We start from the raw sequence: 15316 nt of genomic DNA, 5'->3' as shown, positions 1-15316 counted from the left end.
AAAAACAGTATTGCAGAAAAGGGGGTAACCATAGATGTAAGAGCGAAACCATAGGTGGCCGTTACCGCAGCAATGGATATCCCCCAATCCAATTCCTATATACAACCCCATACTTAAGTGAACAGCATTGCGGTTCTCCGGGGCTTTTATCTTTGGGGAGTAGCGCTGTCTGCCACTTGGCCGGTTTGACGAATAAAATAATCTGCAAGAAAACCCAACACCGTTGCACAGAAGAGGACTGGTCCCCGATCTGAGCAACGCCATGCCCCATTACTTCGATACCGCTCACCGTGTAGAAATCGAAACTTTGCGCCAACGCCTGACCGCTCGCACCGAGTGGCCGACCTGGTTGCTGCTGATCGGCGTGTACGCTGGCTGGTTCGGCATCGTGCTGGGCAGTGGCTGGTTGGGCCTGTGTTGGAGCACATTGTTGTTGATCCCTTTGGTGGTGCTCTGGTTGTCGGTGCAGCACGAATTGCTTCACGGTCATCCCACCCGCAGGGCATCGCTGAACAAGATCCTCGGCTACGCGCCGTTCGCCGTCTGGTATCCCTACACCCTGTATCGCGACAGCCATTTATTGCATCACCGCGATGAAGACCTGACCCTGCCTGGCCGCGATCCGGAAAGCCGTTACCTGAGCGCCGAGCAGTGGCAGGACAGTTCACTGTTCGAACAAGGCCTGCACTGGCTGAACAAAACAGTGCTGGGTCGTTTCATCCTGGGCGCTCCGCTGGCCTTGCTGGCGCTGGCCCGGGAACAGCTGCAGCGTCTGAAAGCGGGTGAGCGCCAGGCCTGGTCGATGTGGCTGACCCACGGCACGTTGACCCTGCTGATGTTGCTGTTTATCGCCCGCTACAGCGTGCTGCCGGTCTGGCATTACCTGTTGCTGATCAGCGTGCCGGCGCTATCGATTGCCATGATCCGCTCCTACTATGAACACCGTCCGCATGCCGAGCCCGAGCAAAGGACGGTCATCAATGAAGCCGCCTGGCCGTGGCGCTGGCTGTTCCTGAACCTCAACCTGCACCTGGTGCATCACGACTTGCCGGGACTGCCCTGGTACGACTTGCCCCGCGCTTACCACGCACGTCGCGAGCAATGGCTGGCGCGCAGCGGCGGGTTTCTGGTGCAGGGTTATGGCCAGTTATGGCGCCGGCACGGGGTGAAGGCCATCGACAGCCCCAGACACCCATTCCACTGATGGCGAATGAGATCCCCTGTGGGAGCGAGCCTGTGTGGCGAGGGGATTTATCCCCGTTGGGCCGCGAAGCGGCCCCAGCATTCCTTCAGGCACACCGAGTTGTCTGGCTTTGCGACTGCTTCGCAGCCGAACGGGGCGGTGCGACGTTTCGCTAAATCCCCTCGCCACACAGGCTCCCACAATTGGAATTACGTTGCATGGGAAGGTTTTCGATGACACAACACCTCGCTGAATTACTGATGTACGTGGCCCCCGAACCGGTCCGCCAGGCCAACGAGCGCTGGCTGACCCAAATCCTCGAGCGCCTGGGTGCGACGCGCCGCAACGCCGAGGGCCTTTCGCTGATGGATCTGTGGCTGTCCCCGCACTTGCTGTTGACGCAGACCTGCGGCTATCCGCTGATGACGGCATTGCGTGGCCGGGTGCGGATCATCGGTCGTCCTCGTTACGAACTGCCGGACAGCAGCGGTGGTAATCATTGCAGCCTGCTGCTGAGTCGCGCCGATGACCCACGGCGCAGCTTGCCGGCCTTCGGAGGCAGCCGCGGTGTGATCAATGGCGAAGATTCCAACAGCGGCATGAACCTGCTGCGTCATCGGCTGGCGCCGCTGCATCGAGAGGGGCAGTTTTTTGCCAGTGTCGGTATCAGCGGCAGCCACCGCGAAAGCCTGCGCTGGTTGCGGGAAGATAAAGCCGACCTGGCGGCCATCGACAGCGTGACCTTTGCCTATCTGGCGCGACACGCCGAAGACGAAGTGGCCGACCTACGGACTATCGGTCGCAGTGCATTCAGTCCGACGTTGCCCTACATCACCGCGGCTAACGTCACCGAAGAACAGGCCGGGCAAATTCGCCAGGTGATGAATCAGACGTTGCAGGCGTTGCCTGACGTCGCCGAAATCCTCGGTCTGCAAGACATCCTGCCGGCTACCGAAAGCGACTATCAAGTCGTTCTCGACTACCAGCGAGAGGCCGAGGATCTGGGGTTCGGACGACTGCGTTGAAATTCTTGTATGGAATATAAAAATGCTTTTTAAGTATTATTAATGAATAAGGCTCCTTGCTAGGATCGCGTCACCGGATCACCGGACATTCAGCGACCCCTAACCCTTGGAGCCTCTATGTCCGGCACCGACTTTTCCCATCGCAACGACGTGGGCGGATTGTTCCGCGCGCATTACCCCTGGCTGTGCGCACGGTTGCGCCGGCATCTGGGGTCCAGTTCCAGCGTTGAAGACATCGCCTCCGAGACCTTTTTACAGTTGCTCGAATCGCCGGGGCTGACCCCGATCCGCGAGCCTCGCGCCTTGCTCACCACCATAGCCCATCGGTTGATCTATCAGCTCTGGCGCCGCCGCGATCTGGAACGCCAGCACCTCGAACAGTTGCAGCACGTTGATCAGCATCAAGCGATCTCGCCCGAAGAACAGGTGCAACTGACCCAGGCGTTGAATGGCCTCGAACGCACGCTTGAACGCTTGCCGGGCAAGGTTCGGGCAACCTTCCTGTTGTCGCGAATCGACGGCCTGACCTACCCGCAAATTGCCGCCCGATTGGGCATTTCCCAACGCTCGGTAAGCGATTACATGATTCGCTCCCAAGCCTTGTGTGCCCGGCACAGCGCCAACCAACCCTTGAATTCCCTGACCCGGAGTTCCGCATGAGATCGTTCAAAACCCTGCTCGGCAGTTCACTGCTGGCCCTGAGCCTTGTGGCAACTCAGGTTCCCGCGGCGGAAAAAAACGCCCCGATCCACTTCGGTGATATCACCTGGGAAAGCGGCAGCCTCATCACCGAAATCCTTCGAGTGATTGTCGAGAAAGGCTACGGCTACCCGACAGACACCTTGCCGGGCAGCACCGTCAGCCTCGAAGCGGCGTTGGCCAAGAACGATATTCAAGTGATCGGCGAAGAGTGGGCCGGGCGCAGTCCGGCGTGGGTCAAAGCCGCTTCCGAAGGCAAAGTGTTTGGTTTGGGCGACACGGTCAAAGGCGCCACCGAAGGCTGGTGGGTGCCGGAATACGTGATTAAGGGCGACCCTGAACGAGGCATCAAACCCCTGGCCCCGGACCTGAAATCCGTCGCCGACCTGGCCCGCTACAAGGACGTGTTCCGCGACCCGGAAGACCCAAGTCGTGGACGCTTCCTCAACAGCCCGACCGGCTGGACCTCGGAGATCGTCAACAGTCAGAAACTCAAGGCCTATGACCTGACCGACAGCTTCGTCAACTTCCGCACGGGATCGGGTGCTGCACTGGATGCCGAGGTGGCTTCCTCGATCCGTCGTGGCAAACCGGTGCTGTTCTACTACTGGTCGCCGACGCCGCTGTTGGGACGTTACAAACTGGTGAAACTCGACGAGCCGGCGTTCGACGCCGAAGCCTGGAAGACCCTGGCCGACGCCAACAACCCGCATCCAAAGGGCACTCGGTCAATGCCTGCCAGCCTGGCGATCGGTGTGTCCGCGCCTTTCAAGGCGCAGTACCCGGACCTGGTGGCGTTCTTCGAAAAGGTCGACCTGCCGATCGATCTGCTGAACCATACCCTCGGCCAGATGAGCGAAAAGCGCCTGCAACCGCGTCAGGTGGCAGAAGCCTTCCTGCGTGACCAGCCGCAGATCTGGAAGGGCTGGGTGCCGGGGGAGGTGGCTGAGCGTGTCACCGCGCGGTTGTAAGCGGCTCAATAGCCTCCGCCACCGCTGCTGCGGGACGGTTCCCTGGCCTTTTGCTGCGCGTGACTCCATTCGGCACAAGTCATGAAGCCTTTATGATCGACCTTACCCCGGCCATCGAAGCTGACGTTGTACCGTTGCTGATGACCAGGCTGGGTCAGGTTGTAGTCGAAACAGGTGCCGGGCTCGACCGTGCGGTCGGAGATCGACAGGGGTGGGCCGCCGATTTGCTCGACCTGCCCCTTGCTCATCCCGGTCTCGACCTTCGCCACCAACGGCTGATCCCGATAGAGCTGTGAATCGGTGCTGCAGCCCATCAGCACCGTGATCAGAGTGGCGAGCGTGCAGAGAGCCTTGTTCACGGTATGACTCCGCTAATCAGCCTTGTTTCGACTGATGATCTTGGCCTTCACTTCCTCGGCATAACCCGACAGCCGTTGTTCATCGCCCTGGAACAAATCGCACAGCCGCCTGACGGCTTCTGCATCGACATCGTTCCCCGACAGGCGCAATTGTTCGGCAATGCGCAAAAGCTCTACCGCCGACCATCGCAGGTCCGATGCAAGCCCCTGCAGATCACGCCGAAGCGTTTGTTCATGTTCGTTAAGCCACATGATGATCTCCCGTAACCTTGTGCTACGAAATTTTAGACCCATTCCCGTGGCCCGGCGTTATGTTCGTCTAATGCCAAAGGGCTTCCATTGGTCGGGAAATTTGCGCGTTTCGCAAAATTCGCTGTCGTAGTGAGGTGCCGATATTTCACCAGGGCAGGGACCGTTCAAAATGACCACCACTGATGACTTCAGAGCGCATGCCCAGGAACTGAAAGCCGATCTGGATGCGGCCACCAGCGAAATGATGAAACTTATTACGGAGCACCAGTTCAGCGGACCTGAATGGGAGCGGGTCAGTTTATGGCAACACGAAGCCTTCGAACGCTGGACGAGCTATCTGAACGAGCGCTCCTATCCGGACCCCGGCGATCACAACGTCAGCCCTTGAGGCTCGATGCAACAAAATGGCTGTCAGCGCGGCAACAGGCTACATTTTATTTTTTCAGGTCTAAGGATGCTTCATGAGTCGAATGTTGATGGGGGGAGTGGTAATGGCGTTGTTGGCGGGGTGTTCGTTGCCGGCGTCCCTTGTGCCGGGAGAGCCGAATTACAACAAACCGAGCGACAAGATACCCAAGGACGTAGCGGCATGTGTATTGCCAGCGTGGCAACAGGAGATAGCCAAGACAACCCAGACATCGATTTCCAACGGCTACCGGATTACCGCGCCGAGCATCATAACGGCCGATGAAGTGCTGGATATCGTCAAGTACAAGGACGGCAGCCGGGTCTCGCTTTACCAGGGGCCGCCCTGGGCAAAGTCAGGGGCCATGCGCCAGGCTGTGCGGGACTGCCTATAGGGTTCAGCCGCCGATCTCGGTGACCTGGATAAGTTGATCGGCATCGGCCTGGGCACTCGCGGTGCCTTTCTTTTCCCGGCGATCACTCATCCAGCTGTCGACCTGCGCATTGAACCGCGCCGGCGCTTTTCGTCCGACCTTTCTGGCGATGTCCAGGATGGTCTGCTGGGCCAGGGCTTCTTCCATGCGCTTCTGCGCAGTCAACATGGCGCCGTGCACCGAGCAAGGACCGTCCACCGCCCACTCGGGAACCTCGCCTTCGAACAGCGCACAGCGACCGCGAATTTCCCGGCATTCGAAAATGGCCTTGCGCCCGTCGACGGCATTGACGATGTCCAGCAGGCTGATTTCATCGGCCGGCCGCGCCAGCTTGAAACCCCCGCGTACGCCTTCGGTGGCGACCACCAGTTTTGCCTTGGCCAGTTTGGTGAAGATTTTTGCCAGATAGTCCAACGGCACGCCTTGCAGCTCTGCAAGGTCACGCACGCTCGCCTCGCGGGTCTCGCCACTATTGCCCACCAGGAAAAGCAGGCAGTGAATGCCGTACTCGACGCCTGCGCTGTAAAGAGCCATATCGATCTCCGACTAATGTTGTCGTAAATATTAGCAGCTGTTCCTTAGCCAGGCAACGATCTCGATTTTTCTCCAGTCGCTGGAAAGGCCCTCTGGACCGCAGACTCAGTGCGGTTTAGCCGGTCTATCGATGCTATCGATTCGAACCATTCAGAAAAACATCTTGCTCGAATTAACTACGATCAATAAAGTCGTAGTTGTCAGGTCGGGAGCGGAAGGCGCTTTCAAGAGAGAGAGCGGGTGCCGACCTCCTGACCCTAACCCCAATTCAATGCCTGGTTTTTTCCCCTGGAGTTAAAAATGAAACAACGCATCCTGGTAATTGGCGCAGGTTTCGGTGGCATGTGGACCGCTTTGAGCGCCACCCGCCTGTTCGATATCCACGGTCACAATGACGTTGACGTGACGGTGTTGGCGCCTCAAGCCGAACTGCGCGTGCGTCCACGCTTCTACGAGCCGAACGCCCACCAGCTTGCGGCTCCCATTGGCGAGCTGTTCAATGCGGTCGGCGTCAGGTTCATCAAGGGGGCCGCCGAGACCATCGACGTCGAGCAAAAGCGTGTTGGCTACGTGGATGCCCGGGGCGAAAAACAAGTCTGCATCTACGACAAACTCGTTCTGGCCACTGGCAGCCGTCTCGCACGGCCTGACACCCCAGGTGTGGCCGAACATGCGTTCGACGTCGATCAGATCGAACAGGCCATGCGCCTGGAGGCCCACCTCAAGTCCCTTGTCAACCAACCGCAGAGCCAGGCACGCAACACGGTGGTGGTGGCCGGCGGTGGCTTCACCGGCATTGAAACGGCAACTGAAATGCCGACCCGTTTGCGCGCCATCCTCGGCGAGGGTGCAGACATCAAGGTGATCATCGTCGATCGTGGCGACAAGGTTGGCGGTTCCATGGGCCCGGAAATCGCCGAGAAAATTGCCGAAGCCAGTGAGGAAACCGGCGTCAAATGGCAGCTCAAAGCCTCGGTTGTCGCCGTCGATGAGAACGGTGTGACCTTGTCCGACGGCCAGCGCATCGATGCCAACACCGTTATCTGGACCACCGGCGTGCGTGCCAGCTCGCTGACCGAGCAGATCCCCGCCGAACGCGACCACCTGGGCCGACTGCACGTCGACGCTCACCTGCAAGTCATCGGCCAGCCCGACATCTTCGCCACCGGCGACGTTGCCTACGCAGCTAGCGATAACATCGGCAACCATGCGCTGATGACCTGCCAGCACGCCATTGTGCTGGGCCGTCATGCCGGCAATAACGTTGCCGCGCAGGTCCTCGGCGTGGACCCGACGCCGTACAGCCAGCCCAAATACGTGACCTGCCTGGACCTGGGGGCCTGGGGCGCGGTCTATACCGAAGGTTGGGATCGTCAGGTCAAGCTGACCCGGCAGGAAGGCAAGTCGCTGAAGACCCAGATCAATACGGTGTGGATCTACCCGCCGGCGGCGGATCGTGAAAGCGCTTGGGCGGCAGCGGATCCGTTGATTCCGATTGCCTAAGTCTGAGTGACGTTGAGTGATTCAAAAAATCCCGCCTGGAGATATCCAGGCGGGATTTTTTTGCAGACGCACATGTTAAGAATTGTAGGAGCCAGGCTTGCCGTCTCGCGGCTGTACCCGATCAACTGTGGGAGCTGGCCTGCCAGCGAAGGCGGCCTGACAGCCGACCTGTGTTTTGTCGACTGTGTACATATCCATTGCTGCGGTAACGGCCACTTATGGTTTCGCCCTGACGGCCGACTCCCTTTGGCAAACGCCCCAAAGGAAGCAAAGGTCTTGCCCCAGCGTCCGGCCCCTCGCTAAGGCTCGGGGTTCCTTCGCTCCGGCATTCATCCGGGGGCATCGCCCTCCGGTTGGCTTCGCTGGCACCTACATGCGATGTGTTCGACTGCGTCGAACGGCGCTGCGCGCCACTCCCCGGATGAACACCTCCACTCAGCCTCCCGAAGGGGCGGGTGGATCAAGATCCAAAGCCAAAGCCAAAGCCAAAGCCAAAGCAACAGCAACAGCAACAGCAACAGCAACAGCAACGGCTAAAGCAAGGCGGGCGACCGGTCTGATTTTGGATGTGAGCTAAATCATTCCTTGTCGCTACCGTAATTCATGATCGACAACAACCGGATCGGCACCTGCACCAACTCTTCAGGCCCATGGGGTATTTCCCCTTCGAAGGTCAGGCTGTCCCCAGCCTCCATGCGATACAACTGATTGCCATGCCGATAAATCAGCTCACCTTCAAGCAAATGCAAAAACTCGGTCCCGGGGTGGGAGAAGGTCGGAAACTCTTCGCTGGCGTCATCCATGCTCACCATGTAGGCCTCGAAACTCTTCTTGGGCCCGCGGGTGTGATTGAGCAAATGATAGGTATGGCCTTTCTCTGTTCCCCGGCGCACCACCTCCATGCCCTGGTCGGCCTTGACCAATAGCGCGCTGCCGTCCTGCTGGTCGTACTCACTGAACAATTTCGACAGTGGCAGGCCCAGCACGTCGCACAGGCGGCTGAGGGTGTCGAGGCTGGTGGAGACCTGGGCGTTTTCGATCTTGCTCAACATGCCCTGGCTGATATCGGCAATCTTGGCCACATCGGACAGTTTCAGGTCTTGGGCCTGGCGCTGGCGTTTGATCTGCAAACCCAGGTATTGCTCAAGCTTGAGACGCGGGGCGGTTTCGGTCGGCATAGTCATCGGATCCTGCACACTTTCCGTTCAGTAATAATCGTTTCGCACTGAGAAAGTGCGAATCGCGGCGTCTGGCGCGCATCCACCGGGCAATATTCCCACGGGGAAAAGATTTTTCCCATATAAACAGCACAAAAGCGCTTTTCACGCGCCATTCGCGAAGCTGGCAAGGGCCTTGCATTCCTATTGGGAAACAAACTTTCTTTTCAGGAATAAAAAGAAAGTCAGGGCCAACCCACTAGAGATTTGCCTTTCGCGAGGAGTGACGAGCAATGTTGCCAGCAGAAACCCAGCGCATCATCGACAAGCACGGGATCAAGTATGTGCTTGCGCAGTTTGTCGATATCCATGGTGCGGCCAAGACCAAATCGGTGCCGATCTGTGGGCTCAAGACGGTGGCCGAAGAAGGCGCCGGTTTTGCCGGGTTCGCGATCAGTGGCATGGGCATGGAGCCGCATGGCCCGGACTTCATGGCCCGCGGTGACCTGGCCACACTGACGCCCGTGCCCTGGCAGCCGGGGTATGGCCGGGTGGTGTGCGTCGGTCATGTCGATGGCAAACCCCATCCCTATGACAGCCGTTATGTATTGCAGCAGCAGATCCGGCGCCTGGAGGACAAGGGCTGGACCCTCAATACCGGTCTGGAGCCGGAGTTCAACCTGATGCGTCGCGACGAGCAGGGCAAGTTGCAGCTGGTCGACCTCAGCGACAACCTGGACAAGCCTTGCTACGACTACAAGGGCCTGTCGCGCTCCCGGGTGTTCCTCGAACGCTTGACCGAAGCCTTGCAGGCCGTGGATTTCGAGGTCTATCAAATCGATCACGAAGACGCCAACGGCCAGTTCGAGATCAACTACACCTACAGCGATGCCATGACCTCGGCGGATCGCTTCACCTTCTTTCGCATGGCCGCCGGCGAGATCGCCAATGACCTGGGCATGATCTGTTCGTTCATGCCCAAGCCGGACCCGAAGCGGGCCGGCAACGGCATGCACTTTCACCTGTCGATCAGCAGTGCCGAGAACAAGAACCTGTTCTTTGATGCCGGCGACCCGAGCGGCATGGGTCTGTCGAAAATGGCCTATCACTTCGCCGCCGGCTTGCTTGCCCATGGCCCGGCGCTCTGCGCGTTTGCGGCGCCGACGGTGAACTCCTACAAGCGCCTGGTGGTGGGCAATTCGTTGTCCGGCGCGACCTGGGCACCGGCGTTCATTGCCTTCGGTGCCAACAACCGTTCGGCGATGGTCAGGGTGCCTTACGGCCGCCTGGAGTTCCGCCTGCCGGATGCCGGCTGCAATCCCTATCTGGTCAGCGCCGCGATCATCGCCGCCGGCCTGGATGGCATCGACCGCCAGCTGGAAATCGACCACGTCTGCAACGAAAACCTCTACAGCCTGAGCCTGGAGCAGATCGCCGCGCGCGGCATCAAGACCTTGCCGCAATCGCTCAAGGAAGCCTGCGATGCGCTGGAGGCCGACCCGTTGTTTGCCGAAGTGCTGGGCCCGCAGATCGTGGGCGAGTTCATCAAGCTCAAGCGCATGGAGTGGGTGGAGTACAGCCGCCACGTCTCCGACTGGGAAGTGCAGCGCTACACCGAATTTTTCTAAGCGCCACCGGGCGCGCTCAAACGAACCATCTCGCCGCTTGAAACTGGCGGCTGCCGAACGTAGTGAGGACTGTTTTATGTGTGGAATCGTAGGTCTTTACCTGAAAAATCCGCAGCTGGAATCCCGGCTGGGCCAACTTTTCGAACCAATGTTGCAGGCCATGACCGACCGTGGTCCGGACAGTGCCGGATTCGCCATCTATGGCGATGAAGTGGCCGATGGCTGGGTCAAGCTGACCCTGCAGGCGACCACCGAAAGCTTCGACTGGTCAGCCCTGATGGGTGAACTGGAAGGCCGTCTCGGCTGCTCGCTGGATTGGTTCCAGAACGCCAGCGCCGCCGTATTGAAGATCCACGCTGAGGAGGCGCCGGTACGTCTGGCCCTCGCCGAACTGGCGCCAAGCGTGCGCATCATGAGCGCCGGGCAGAGCATTGAAATCCTCAAGGGCATGGGCTTGCCCCAGGAGATTTCCCAACGCTTCGGGCTGGCCGGCATGCAGGGCAGTCACATCATCGGCCACACCCGCATGGCCACCGAAAGTGCGGTGACCATGGAAGGCAGCCACCCGTTTTCCACCGGTGCCGACCTGTGCCTGGTGCACAACGGCTCGCTGTCCAACCACTTCCGCCTGCGCCAGGAACTCAAGCGCGAAGGCATCCAGTTCGAAACCGACAACGACACGGAAGTGGCCGCCGGTTACCTGACCTGGCGCCTGCAGCAGGGCGATTCGTTGAAAGAGGCGCTGGACCATGCGCTGGAGGACCTCGACGGTTTTTTCACCTTCGCCATCGGTACCCGCAACGGCTTTGCAGTGATCCGCGACCCGATCGCCTGCAAGCCGGCGATCCTCGCCGAGACCGACGACTACGTCGCCATGGCCTCGGAATATCAGGCGTTGTCGAGCCTGCCAGGCATTGAAAACGCCAGGATCTGGGAGCCGGCACCGGCCACCTTGTACATCTGGGAACGCGAGTCAGCTTAAGGAGCGCACACATGAAAACCATCGATCTTTCCATTGTCAGCGTGCGCGACCTCAATCAGGCGCTGCATGACCAGGTCCACAACGTAGAAGACCGCGAATGGGTGGTGACCCATTCCAACGGCAAGCACAACCTCGCCGTCGGGGTGAACCAGGCCGTGTCCATCGATATCCAGGGGCATGCCGGTTACTACTGCGCGGGCATGAACCAGAAAGCGAGCATCACCGTGCACGGCAACGCGGGTGTGGGTGTCGCGGAAAACATGATGTCCGGTTACGTGCGGATCAAAGGCAGCGCGTCCCAGGCTGCCGGCGCCACCGCCCATGGCGGGTTGCTGGTGATCGAAGGGGACGCCGGGGCCCGTTGCGGCATTTCCATGAAAGGCATCGACATCGTGGTCGGCGGCAGCATTGGCCACATGAGCTGCTTTATGGGGCAGGCCGGGCGCCTGGTAGTGTGCGGCGATGCCGGCGATGCACTGGGCGATTCGCTGTACGAAACGCACATTTACGTGAAGGGCAGCGTCGCGTCGCTGGGGTCGGACTGCATCGAGAAAGAGATGCGTGCCGAGCACCTGGAAGAGCTGCAAGTGCTACTCAATCGTGCCGGTTTCGAACACAAGGCGGATGACTTCAAGCGCTACGGCTCGGCCCGGCAGTTGTACAACTTCAAAGTCGATAACGCGTCCGCGTATTGATCTACGCGAGGAGAACGAACATGAGTGAGAAGAACCCTCCAGTACTGCGCGAGTCCGCGACCTTCGACCGCCTGACCATCCAGGAAATCCAGCGCGCCGCCGAGACCGGCATCTATGACATTCGCGGCGGTGGTACCAAGCGCAAGGTCCCGCACTTCGATGATTTGCTGCTGCTGGGCGCCAGCGTGTCGCGCTACCCGCTCGAAGGCTATCGGGAAAAGTGCGGCACCGATGTGATCCTCGGCAACCGCTTCGCCAAGAAGCCGATTCACCTGAAGATTCCAGTGACCATCGCCGGCATGAGCTTCGGTGCGTTGTCGGCCAATGCCAAGGAAGCCTTGGGCCGAGGCGCGACCATCGCCGGTACCAGCACCACCACCGGTGACGGCGGCATGACCCCGGAAGAGCGCGGGCAATCGCAGCATCTGGTCTATCAGTACCTGCCATCGCGCTACGGCATGAACCCGGATGACCTGCGCAAGGCGGACGCCATCGAAATCGTCTTGGGGCAGGGCGCCAAGCCCGGTGGCGGCGGCATGTTGCTGGGCATGAAAGTCACCGAGCGGGTGGCCGGCATGCGCACCTTGCCGATCGGTGTCGACCAGCGCAGCGCCTGCCGTCACCCGGACTGGACCGGCCCGGATGACTTGGCGATCAAGATCGCCGAGATCCGCGAAATCACCGATTGGGAGAAGCCGATTTACGTGAAGATCGGCGCGAGCCGACCTTACTACGACGTCAAGCTGGCGGTGAAGGCCGGGGCCGACGTGATCGTGCTCGATGGCATGCAAGGTGGCACGGCGGCGACCCAGGAAGTGTTTATCGAACACGTGGGGATTCCGATTTTGCCGGCCATCCCGCAAGCGGTACAGGCTTTGCAAGAGATGGGCATGCATCGCAAGGTTCAACTGATCGTTTCGGGAGGGATTCGCAACGGTGCCGACGTGGCCAAGGCCATGGCGCTGGGGGCGGACGCGGTGGCCATTGGCACGGCGGCCCTGATTGCGCTGGGCGACAACCACCCGCGTCTGGATGAAGAACTGCACAAAATTGGTTCGGCCGCAGGCTTTTATGACGATTGGCAGAACGGCCGCGACCCGGCCGGGATCACCACCCAGGACCCGGAGCTGTCCAAGCGCCTGGACCCGGTGGAAGGCGGTCGCCGTCTGGCCAACTACCTGCGGGTGTTAGTGCTGGAAGCACAGACCATGGCCCGGGCTTGCGGCAAGTCGCATCTGCACAACCTGGATCCGGAGGATCTGGTGGCGTTGACGGTGGAATCGGCGGCCATGGCGCGGGTACCGCTGGCGGGGACAAGCTGGATTCCGGGTTCCGGTGTGTAGGAGCCAGGCTTGCCGGCGAAGGCGTCCGAAAGATCGCTTTCGCCGGCAAGCCTGGCTCCTACGGGCGAAGGCGTCCTGAAGATCGCCTTCGCCGGCAAGCCTGGCTCCTACGGGCGAAGGCGTCCTGAAGATCGCTTTCGCCGGCAAGCCTGGCTCCTACAGGGACGTGTATGCGTCAGATATTCGAAGAGGCCACCAAGGCCCGTAGTTTTACCACTTGCTCGCTGCCGACACTTCCGATTTCCATTGCAGGAGCTTTGAACATGGTCAATCGTCTTCTCGGCAATTCCCTTCTTGGCTTACTGGCGAGCGGTGCGCTGGTGCCCTTGGCGCAGGCAGCCGATGCACCAACATTGAACACCGGCAGCACCGCCTGGATGGTGATGGCCGCGGTGCTGGTGTTATTCATGTGCCTGCCGGGCCTTGCATTGTTTTATGGCGGCCTGGTGCGGGCGAAAAACATGCTGTCGTTGTTCACCCAGTGTTTCGGCATCGCAGGGCTAGTGGGCGTCTTGTGGGTGATCTACGGCTACAGCATGGTGGTCGACACCACGGGCATGGTCGAGGGCGAGGTGACCTTCAACAGTTTTGTCGGCGGCATGAGCCGGGCCTTCCTGGCCGGAATGACCCCGGAAAGCCTGGTCGGCGAGATCCCGGAAGGGGTGTTCGTGACCTTCCAGATGACCTTCGCCATCATCACCCCGGCGCTGATAGCCGGTGCCTTCGCCGAACGCATGAAGTTCTCTGCGGCGCTGTTGTTCATGGCGCTGTGGTTCACCCTGGTGTACGCCCCGGTGGCGCACATGGTCTGGGGTGGTGCGGGGGCCTTGATGCATAACTGGGGTGTCCTCGACTTTGCCGGTGGCACCGCCGTGCACATCAATGCCGGCGTCGCCGCGCTGGCCGCCTGCCTGATCCTGGGCAAGCGCAAGGGCTATGAAAATACGCCGATGCCGGCGCACAACCTGAGCCTGACCATGGCCGGTGCAGCGATGCTCTGGGTCGGCTGGTTCGGCTTCAATATCGGTTCCGGTGGCGGCCTCAGTGGCACGTCCGGCATCGTCATGCTCAACACCCAACTGGGGGCGTGCGCGGGGATTCTTGGCTGGATGTTCACCGAGTGGTTCAAGGTCGGCAAACCGAGTGCGCTGGGCCTGGCCAGCGGTGCCCTGGCCGGTCTGGTGGGGATTACGCCGGCATGCGCCTATGTGGGCGTGGGCGGTGCCCTGGCCATCGGTTTGTTGTGCGGGGTGTTCTGCTACTTGAGCGTCACCGTGCTTAAACGCCGCTTCGGTTATGACGACAGCCTGGATGTGTTCGGGCTGCACGGCATCGGCGGGATGATCGGCGCGGTATTGACCGGCGTGTTTTGCGTACCGTCCCTGGGCGGGCTGGTGGAAGGCGTGACCATGGGCGGTCAGGTGCTGGCGCAAGTCAAAGGTGTGGTGCTGACGACGGTGTACTGCTTCGTCATCAGCTGGATCATTCTCAAGGTGGTGAATGTCGTGGTCGGCCTGCGTGCCGATGAAACGGTGGAGGAGATGGGCCTGGACATGGGCGAGCACAATGAGCGTGCTTACAACCACTAGGAGGTTTTAAACAAAACAACGCCGGTCCAGGGTCTAATGCTGTTCACTTTAGGTTGGGAGGGCATTTGGATTGGGTGTATATCCATTGCTGCGGTAACGGCCACCTAGGGTTTCGCCCTTACGGCGAGTCACTTGGAAGAGCCTGTAGGAGCGAGCATGCTCGCGATGGAGGTCAACGATGACGCGGGGAGCCTGACACCCCGTGGTGCTCTCAGGTTTTTCGTCGGAACGCCGCCCGGAGCATGCTCGCTCCTACAGGGGCCCGCCGCGATGGGCCATCCTTGGCCCAGCGCGGCTAAACCGGCATCCATGCCGGTTTACCCACTGCGCAGAACCGGAACGAAGCCTCTCGATGGGGCAAGAAAATCAAAAGCAACAGCAAAAGCCAACGCGAGGCGGCCTTAAAGCCGACCTGATTGCAGGTCTGTCCGCATTCCCCTGTGGGAGCGAGCCTGCTCGCGAATAACGTCCAGACAACGCGTTCATCCGGACAGGGCGCGTTATCGTTGACGTCCATCGCGAGCAGGCTCGCTCCCACAAGGGATCAGGTACACCCG

16 protein-coding genes are annotated in these 15316 nt (G+C 60.2%); 12 read left to right on the top strand and 4 right to left on the bottom strand.

The window, feature by feature from the left end; genetic code table 11:
• Nucleotides 1-262: 262 nt before the first annotated feature.
• From ACA054_RS19920 to ACA054_RS19905, 4 genes are all read left to right on the top strand, one after another.
• Nucleotides 263-1204 carry a fatty acid desaturase gene (locus tag ACA054_RS19920; protein ID WP_497685792.1) on the top strand — a complete coding sequence of 314 codons (942 nt, stop codon included), beginning with the start codon at nt 263-265 and terminating at the stop codon, nt 1202-1204.
• A gap of 212 nt (nt 1205-1416) precedes the next feature.
• Nucleotides 1417-2208 (top strand): phosphate/phosphite/phosphonate ABC transporter substrate-binding protein, encoded by a 792-nt coding sequence (locus ACA054_RS19915; protein WP_497685791.1) that lies wholly within the window; start codon nt 1417-1419, stop codon nt 2206-2208.
• Between the two features lie 117 nt (nt 2209-2325).
• The gene (locus ACA054_RS19910; protein ID WP_497685790.1) at nt 2326-2868 is read left to right on the top strand and encodes a sigma-70 family RNA polymerase sigma factor; all 543 of its coding nucleotides are present in this window, start codon (nt 2326-2328) and stop codon (nt 2866-2868) included.
• Nucleotides 2865-3878 (top strand): ABC transporter substrate-binding protein, encoded by a 1014-nt coding sequence (locus ACA054_RS19905; RefSeq protein WP_497685789.1) that lies wholly within the window; start codon nt 2865-2867, stop codon nt 3876-3878. Before ACA054_RS19910 ends, ACA054_RS19905 begins: the two co-directional genes overlap by 4 nt.
• A 5-nt stretch (nt 3879-3883) precedes the next feature.
• On the opposite strand, the gene osmE is transcribed toward ACA054_RS19905, so the two are convergent.
• Together osmE and ACA054_RS19895 are read right to left on the bottom strand one after the other, a co-directional pair.
• Nucleotides 3884-4237, bottom strand: coding sequence for an osmotically-inducible lipoprotein OsmE (osmE, locus tag ACA054_RS19900; protein ID WP_497685788.1), 354 nt, complete (start codon nt 4235-4237; stop codon nt 3884-3886).
• Between the two features lie 12 nt (nt 4238-4249).
• A complete protein-coding gene (locus ACA054_RS19895; protein ID WP_497685787.1) occupies nt 4250-4489 on the bottom strand; it encodes a hypothetical protein in 240 nt (79 codons plus the stop codon).
• A 169-nt stretch (nt 4490-4658) separates the two neighbouring features.
• On the opposite strand from ACA054_RS19895, the gene ACA054_RS19890 reads away from it, so the two are divergent.
• Complete coding sequence (locus ACA054_RS19890) at nt 4659-4877, top strand: hypothetical protein (protein ID WP_497685786.1); 219 nt, start codon at nt 4659-4661, stop codon at nt 4875-4877.
• A gap of 73 nt (nt 4878-4950) precedes the next feature.
• Nucleotides 4951-5289, top strand: a complete 339-nt coding sequence (locus ACA054_RS19885; RefSeq protein ID WP_497685785.1) for a hypothetical protein — start codon at nt 4951-4953, stop codon at nt 5287-5289.
• Nucleotides 5290-5292: 3 nt separating this feature from the next.
• Here the strand turns inward: ACA054_RS19885 and ACA054_RS19880 are convergent, their stop codons facing one another.
• On the bottom strand, nt 5293-5862 hold the full coding sequence (locus ACA054_RS19880; RefSeq protein ID WP_497685784.1) for an RrF2 family transcriptional regulator: 570 nt from the start codon (nt 5860-5862) through the stop codon (nt 5293-5295).
• 300 nt (nt 5863-6162) lie between these two features.
• On the opposite strand from ACA054_RS19880, the gene ACA054_RS19875 reads away from it, so the two are divergent.
• On the top strand, nt 6163-7365 hold the full coding sequence (locus ACA054_RS19875; RefSeq protein ID WP_497685783.1) for an NAD(P)/FAD-dependent oxidoreductase: 1203 nt from the start codon (nt 6163-6165) through the stop codon (nt 7363-7365).
• Between the two features lie 578 nt (nt 7366-7943).
• On the opposite strand, the gene ACA054_RS19870 is transcribed toward ACA054_RS19875, so the two are convergent.
• On the bottom strand, nt 7944-8549 hold the full coding sequence (locus ACA054_RS19870; protein ID WP_497639243.1) for a helix-turn-helix domain-containing protein: 606 nt from the start codon (nt 8547-8549) through the stop codon (nt 7944-7946).
• 266 nt (nt 8550-8815) lie between these two features.
• On the opposite strand from ACA054_RS19870, the gene glnT reads away from it, so the two are divergent.
• The 5 genes from glnT to ACA054_RS19845 all read left to right on the top strand — a co-directional run bounded on the left by glnT (nt 8816) and on the right by ACA054_RS19845 (nt 14759).
• Nucleotides 8816-10150 carry a type III glutamate--ammonia ligase gene (glnT, locus tag ACA054_RS19865; protein WP_497685782.1) on the top strand — a complete coding sequence of 445 codons (1335 nt, stop codon included), beginning with the start codon at nt 8816-8818 and terminating at the stop codon, nt 10148-10150.
• 76 nt (nt 10151-10226) lie between these two features.
• The gene (locus ACA054_RS19860; protein WP_497685781.1) at nt 10227-11132 is read left to right on the top strand and encodes a class II glutamine amidotransferase; all 906 of its coding nucleotides are present in this window, start codon (nt 10227-10229) and stop codon (nt 11130-11132) included.
• 11 nt (nt 11133-11143) lie between these two features.
• Nucleotides 11144-11827, top strand: a complete 684-nt coding sequence (locus tag ACA054_RS19855) for a protein glxC (protein WP_497685780.1) — start codon at nt 11144-11146, stop codon at nt 11825-11827.
• 20 nt (nt 11828-11847) lie between these two features.
• Nucleotides 11848-13170: an FMN-binding glutamate synthase family protein gene (locus ACA054_RS19850; protein ID WP_497685779.1), complete on the top strand. Its 1323-nt coding sequence runs from the start codon at nt 11848-11850 to the stop codon at nt 13168-13170.
• 263 nt (nt 13171-13433) lie between these two features.
• On the top strand, nt 13434-14759 hold the full coding sequence (locus ACA054_RS19845) for an ammonium transporter (RefSeq protein ID WP_497685778.1): 1326 nt from the start codon (nt 13434-13436) through the stop codon (nt 14757-14759).
• Nucleotides 14760-15316 lie beyond the last annotated feature (557 nt).

Source organism: Pseudomonas sp. LBUM1653 (assembly GCF_059716115.1).
This window is presented reverse-complemented; position numbering and strand designations above follow the sequence as displayed.

Bases quoted from the DNA above. Each gene is read 5' to 3' on its own strand.
- ACA054_RS19910 (WP_497685790.1), top strand. From the start codon at position 2,326: ATGTCCGGCACCGACTTTTCCCATCGCAACGACGTGGGCGGATTGTTC.
- ACA054_RS19880 (WP_497685784.1), bottom strand. From the start codon at position 5,862: ATGGCTCTTTACAGCGCAGGCGTCGAGTACGGCATTCACTGCCTGCTT.
- ACA054_RS19920 (WP_497685792.1), top strand. From the start codon at position 263: ATGCCCCATTACTTCGATACCGCTCACCGTGTAGAAATCGAAACTTTG.
- ACA054_RS19915 (WP_497685791.1), top strand. From the start codon at position 1,417: ATGACACAACACCTCGCTGAATTACTGATGTACGTGGCCCCCGAACCG.
- ACA054_RS19855 (WP_497685780.1), top strand. From the start codon at position 11,144: ATGAAAACCATCGATCTTTCCATTGTCAGCGTGCGCGACCTCAATCAG.
- ACA054_RS19885 (WP_497685785.1), top strand. From the start codon at position 4,951: ATGAGTCGAATGTTGATGGGGGGAGTGGTAATGGCGTTGTTGGCGGGG.
- glnT (WP_497685782.1), top strand. From the start codon at position 8,816: ATGTTGCCAGCAGAAACCCAGCGCATCATCGACAAGCACGGGATCAAG.
- ACA054_RS19860 (WP_497685781.1), top strand. From the start codon at position 10,227: ATGTGTGGAATCGTAGGTCTTTACCTGAAAAATCCGCAGCTGGAATCC.
- ACA054_RS19890 (WP_497685786.1), top strand. From the start codon at position 4,659: ATGACCACCACTGATGACTTCAGAGCGCATGCCCAGGAACTGAAAGCC.
- ACA054_RS19875 (WP_497685783.1), top strand. From the start codon at position 6,163: ATGAAACAACGCATCCTGGTAATTGGCGCAGGTTTCGGTGGCATGTGG.
- ACA054_RS19850 (WP_497685779.1), top strand. From the start codon at position 11,848: ATGAGTGAGAAGAACCCTCCAGTACTGCGCGAGTCCGCGACCTTCGAC.
- ACA054_RS19895 (WP_497685787.1), bottom strand. From the start codon at position 4,489: ATGTGGCTTAACGAACATGAACAAACGCTTCGGCGTGATCTGCAGGGG.
- ACA054_RS19845 (WP_497685778.1), top strand. From the start codon at position 13,434: ATGGTCAATCGTCTTCTCGGCAATTCCCTTCTTGGCTTACTGGCGAGC.
- ACA054_RS19905 (WP_497685789.1), top strand. From the start codon at position 2,865: ATGAGATCGTTCAAAACCCTGCTCGGCAGTTCACTGCTGGCCCTGAGC.
- ACA054_RS19870 (WP_497639243.1), bottom strand. From the start codon at position 8,549: ATGACTATGCCGACCGAAACCGCCCCGCGTCTCAAGCTTGAGCAATAC.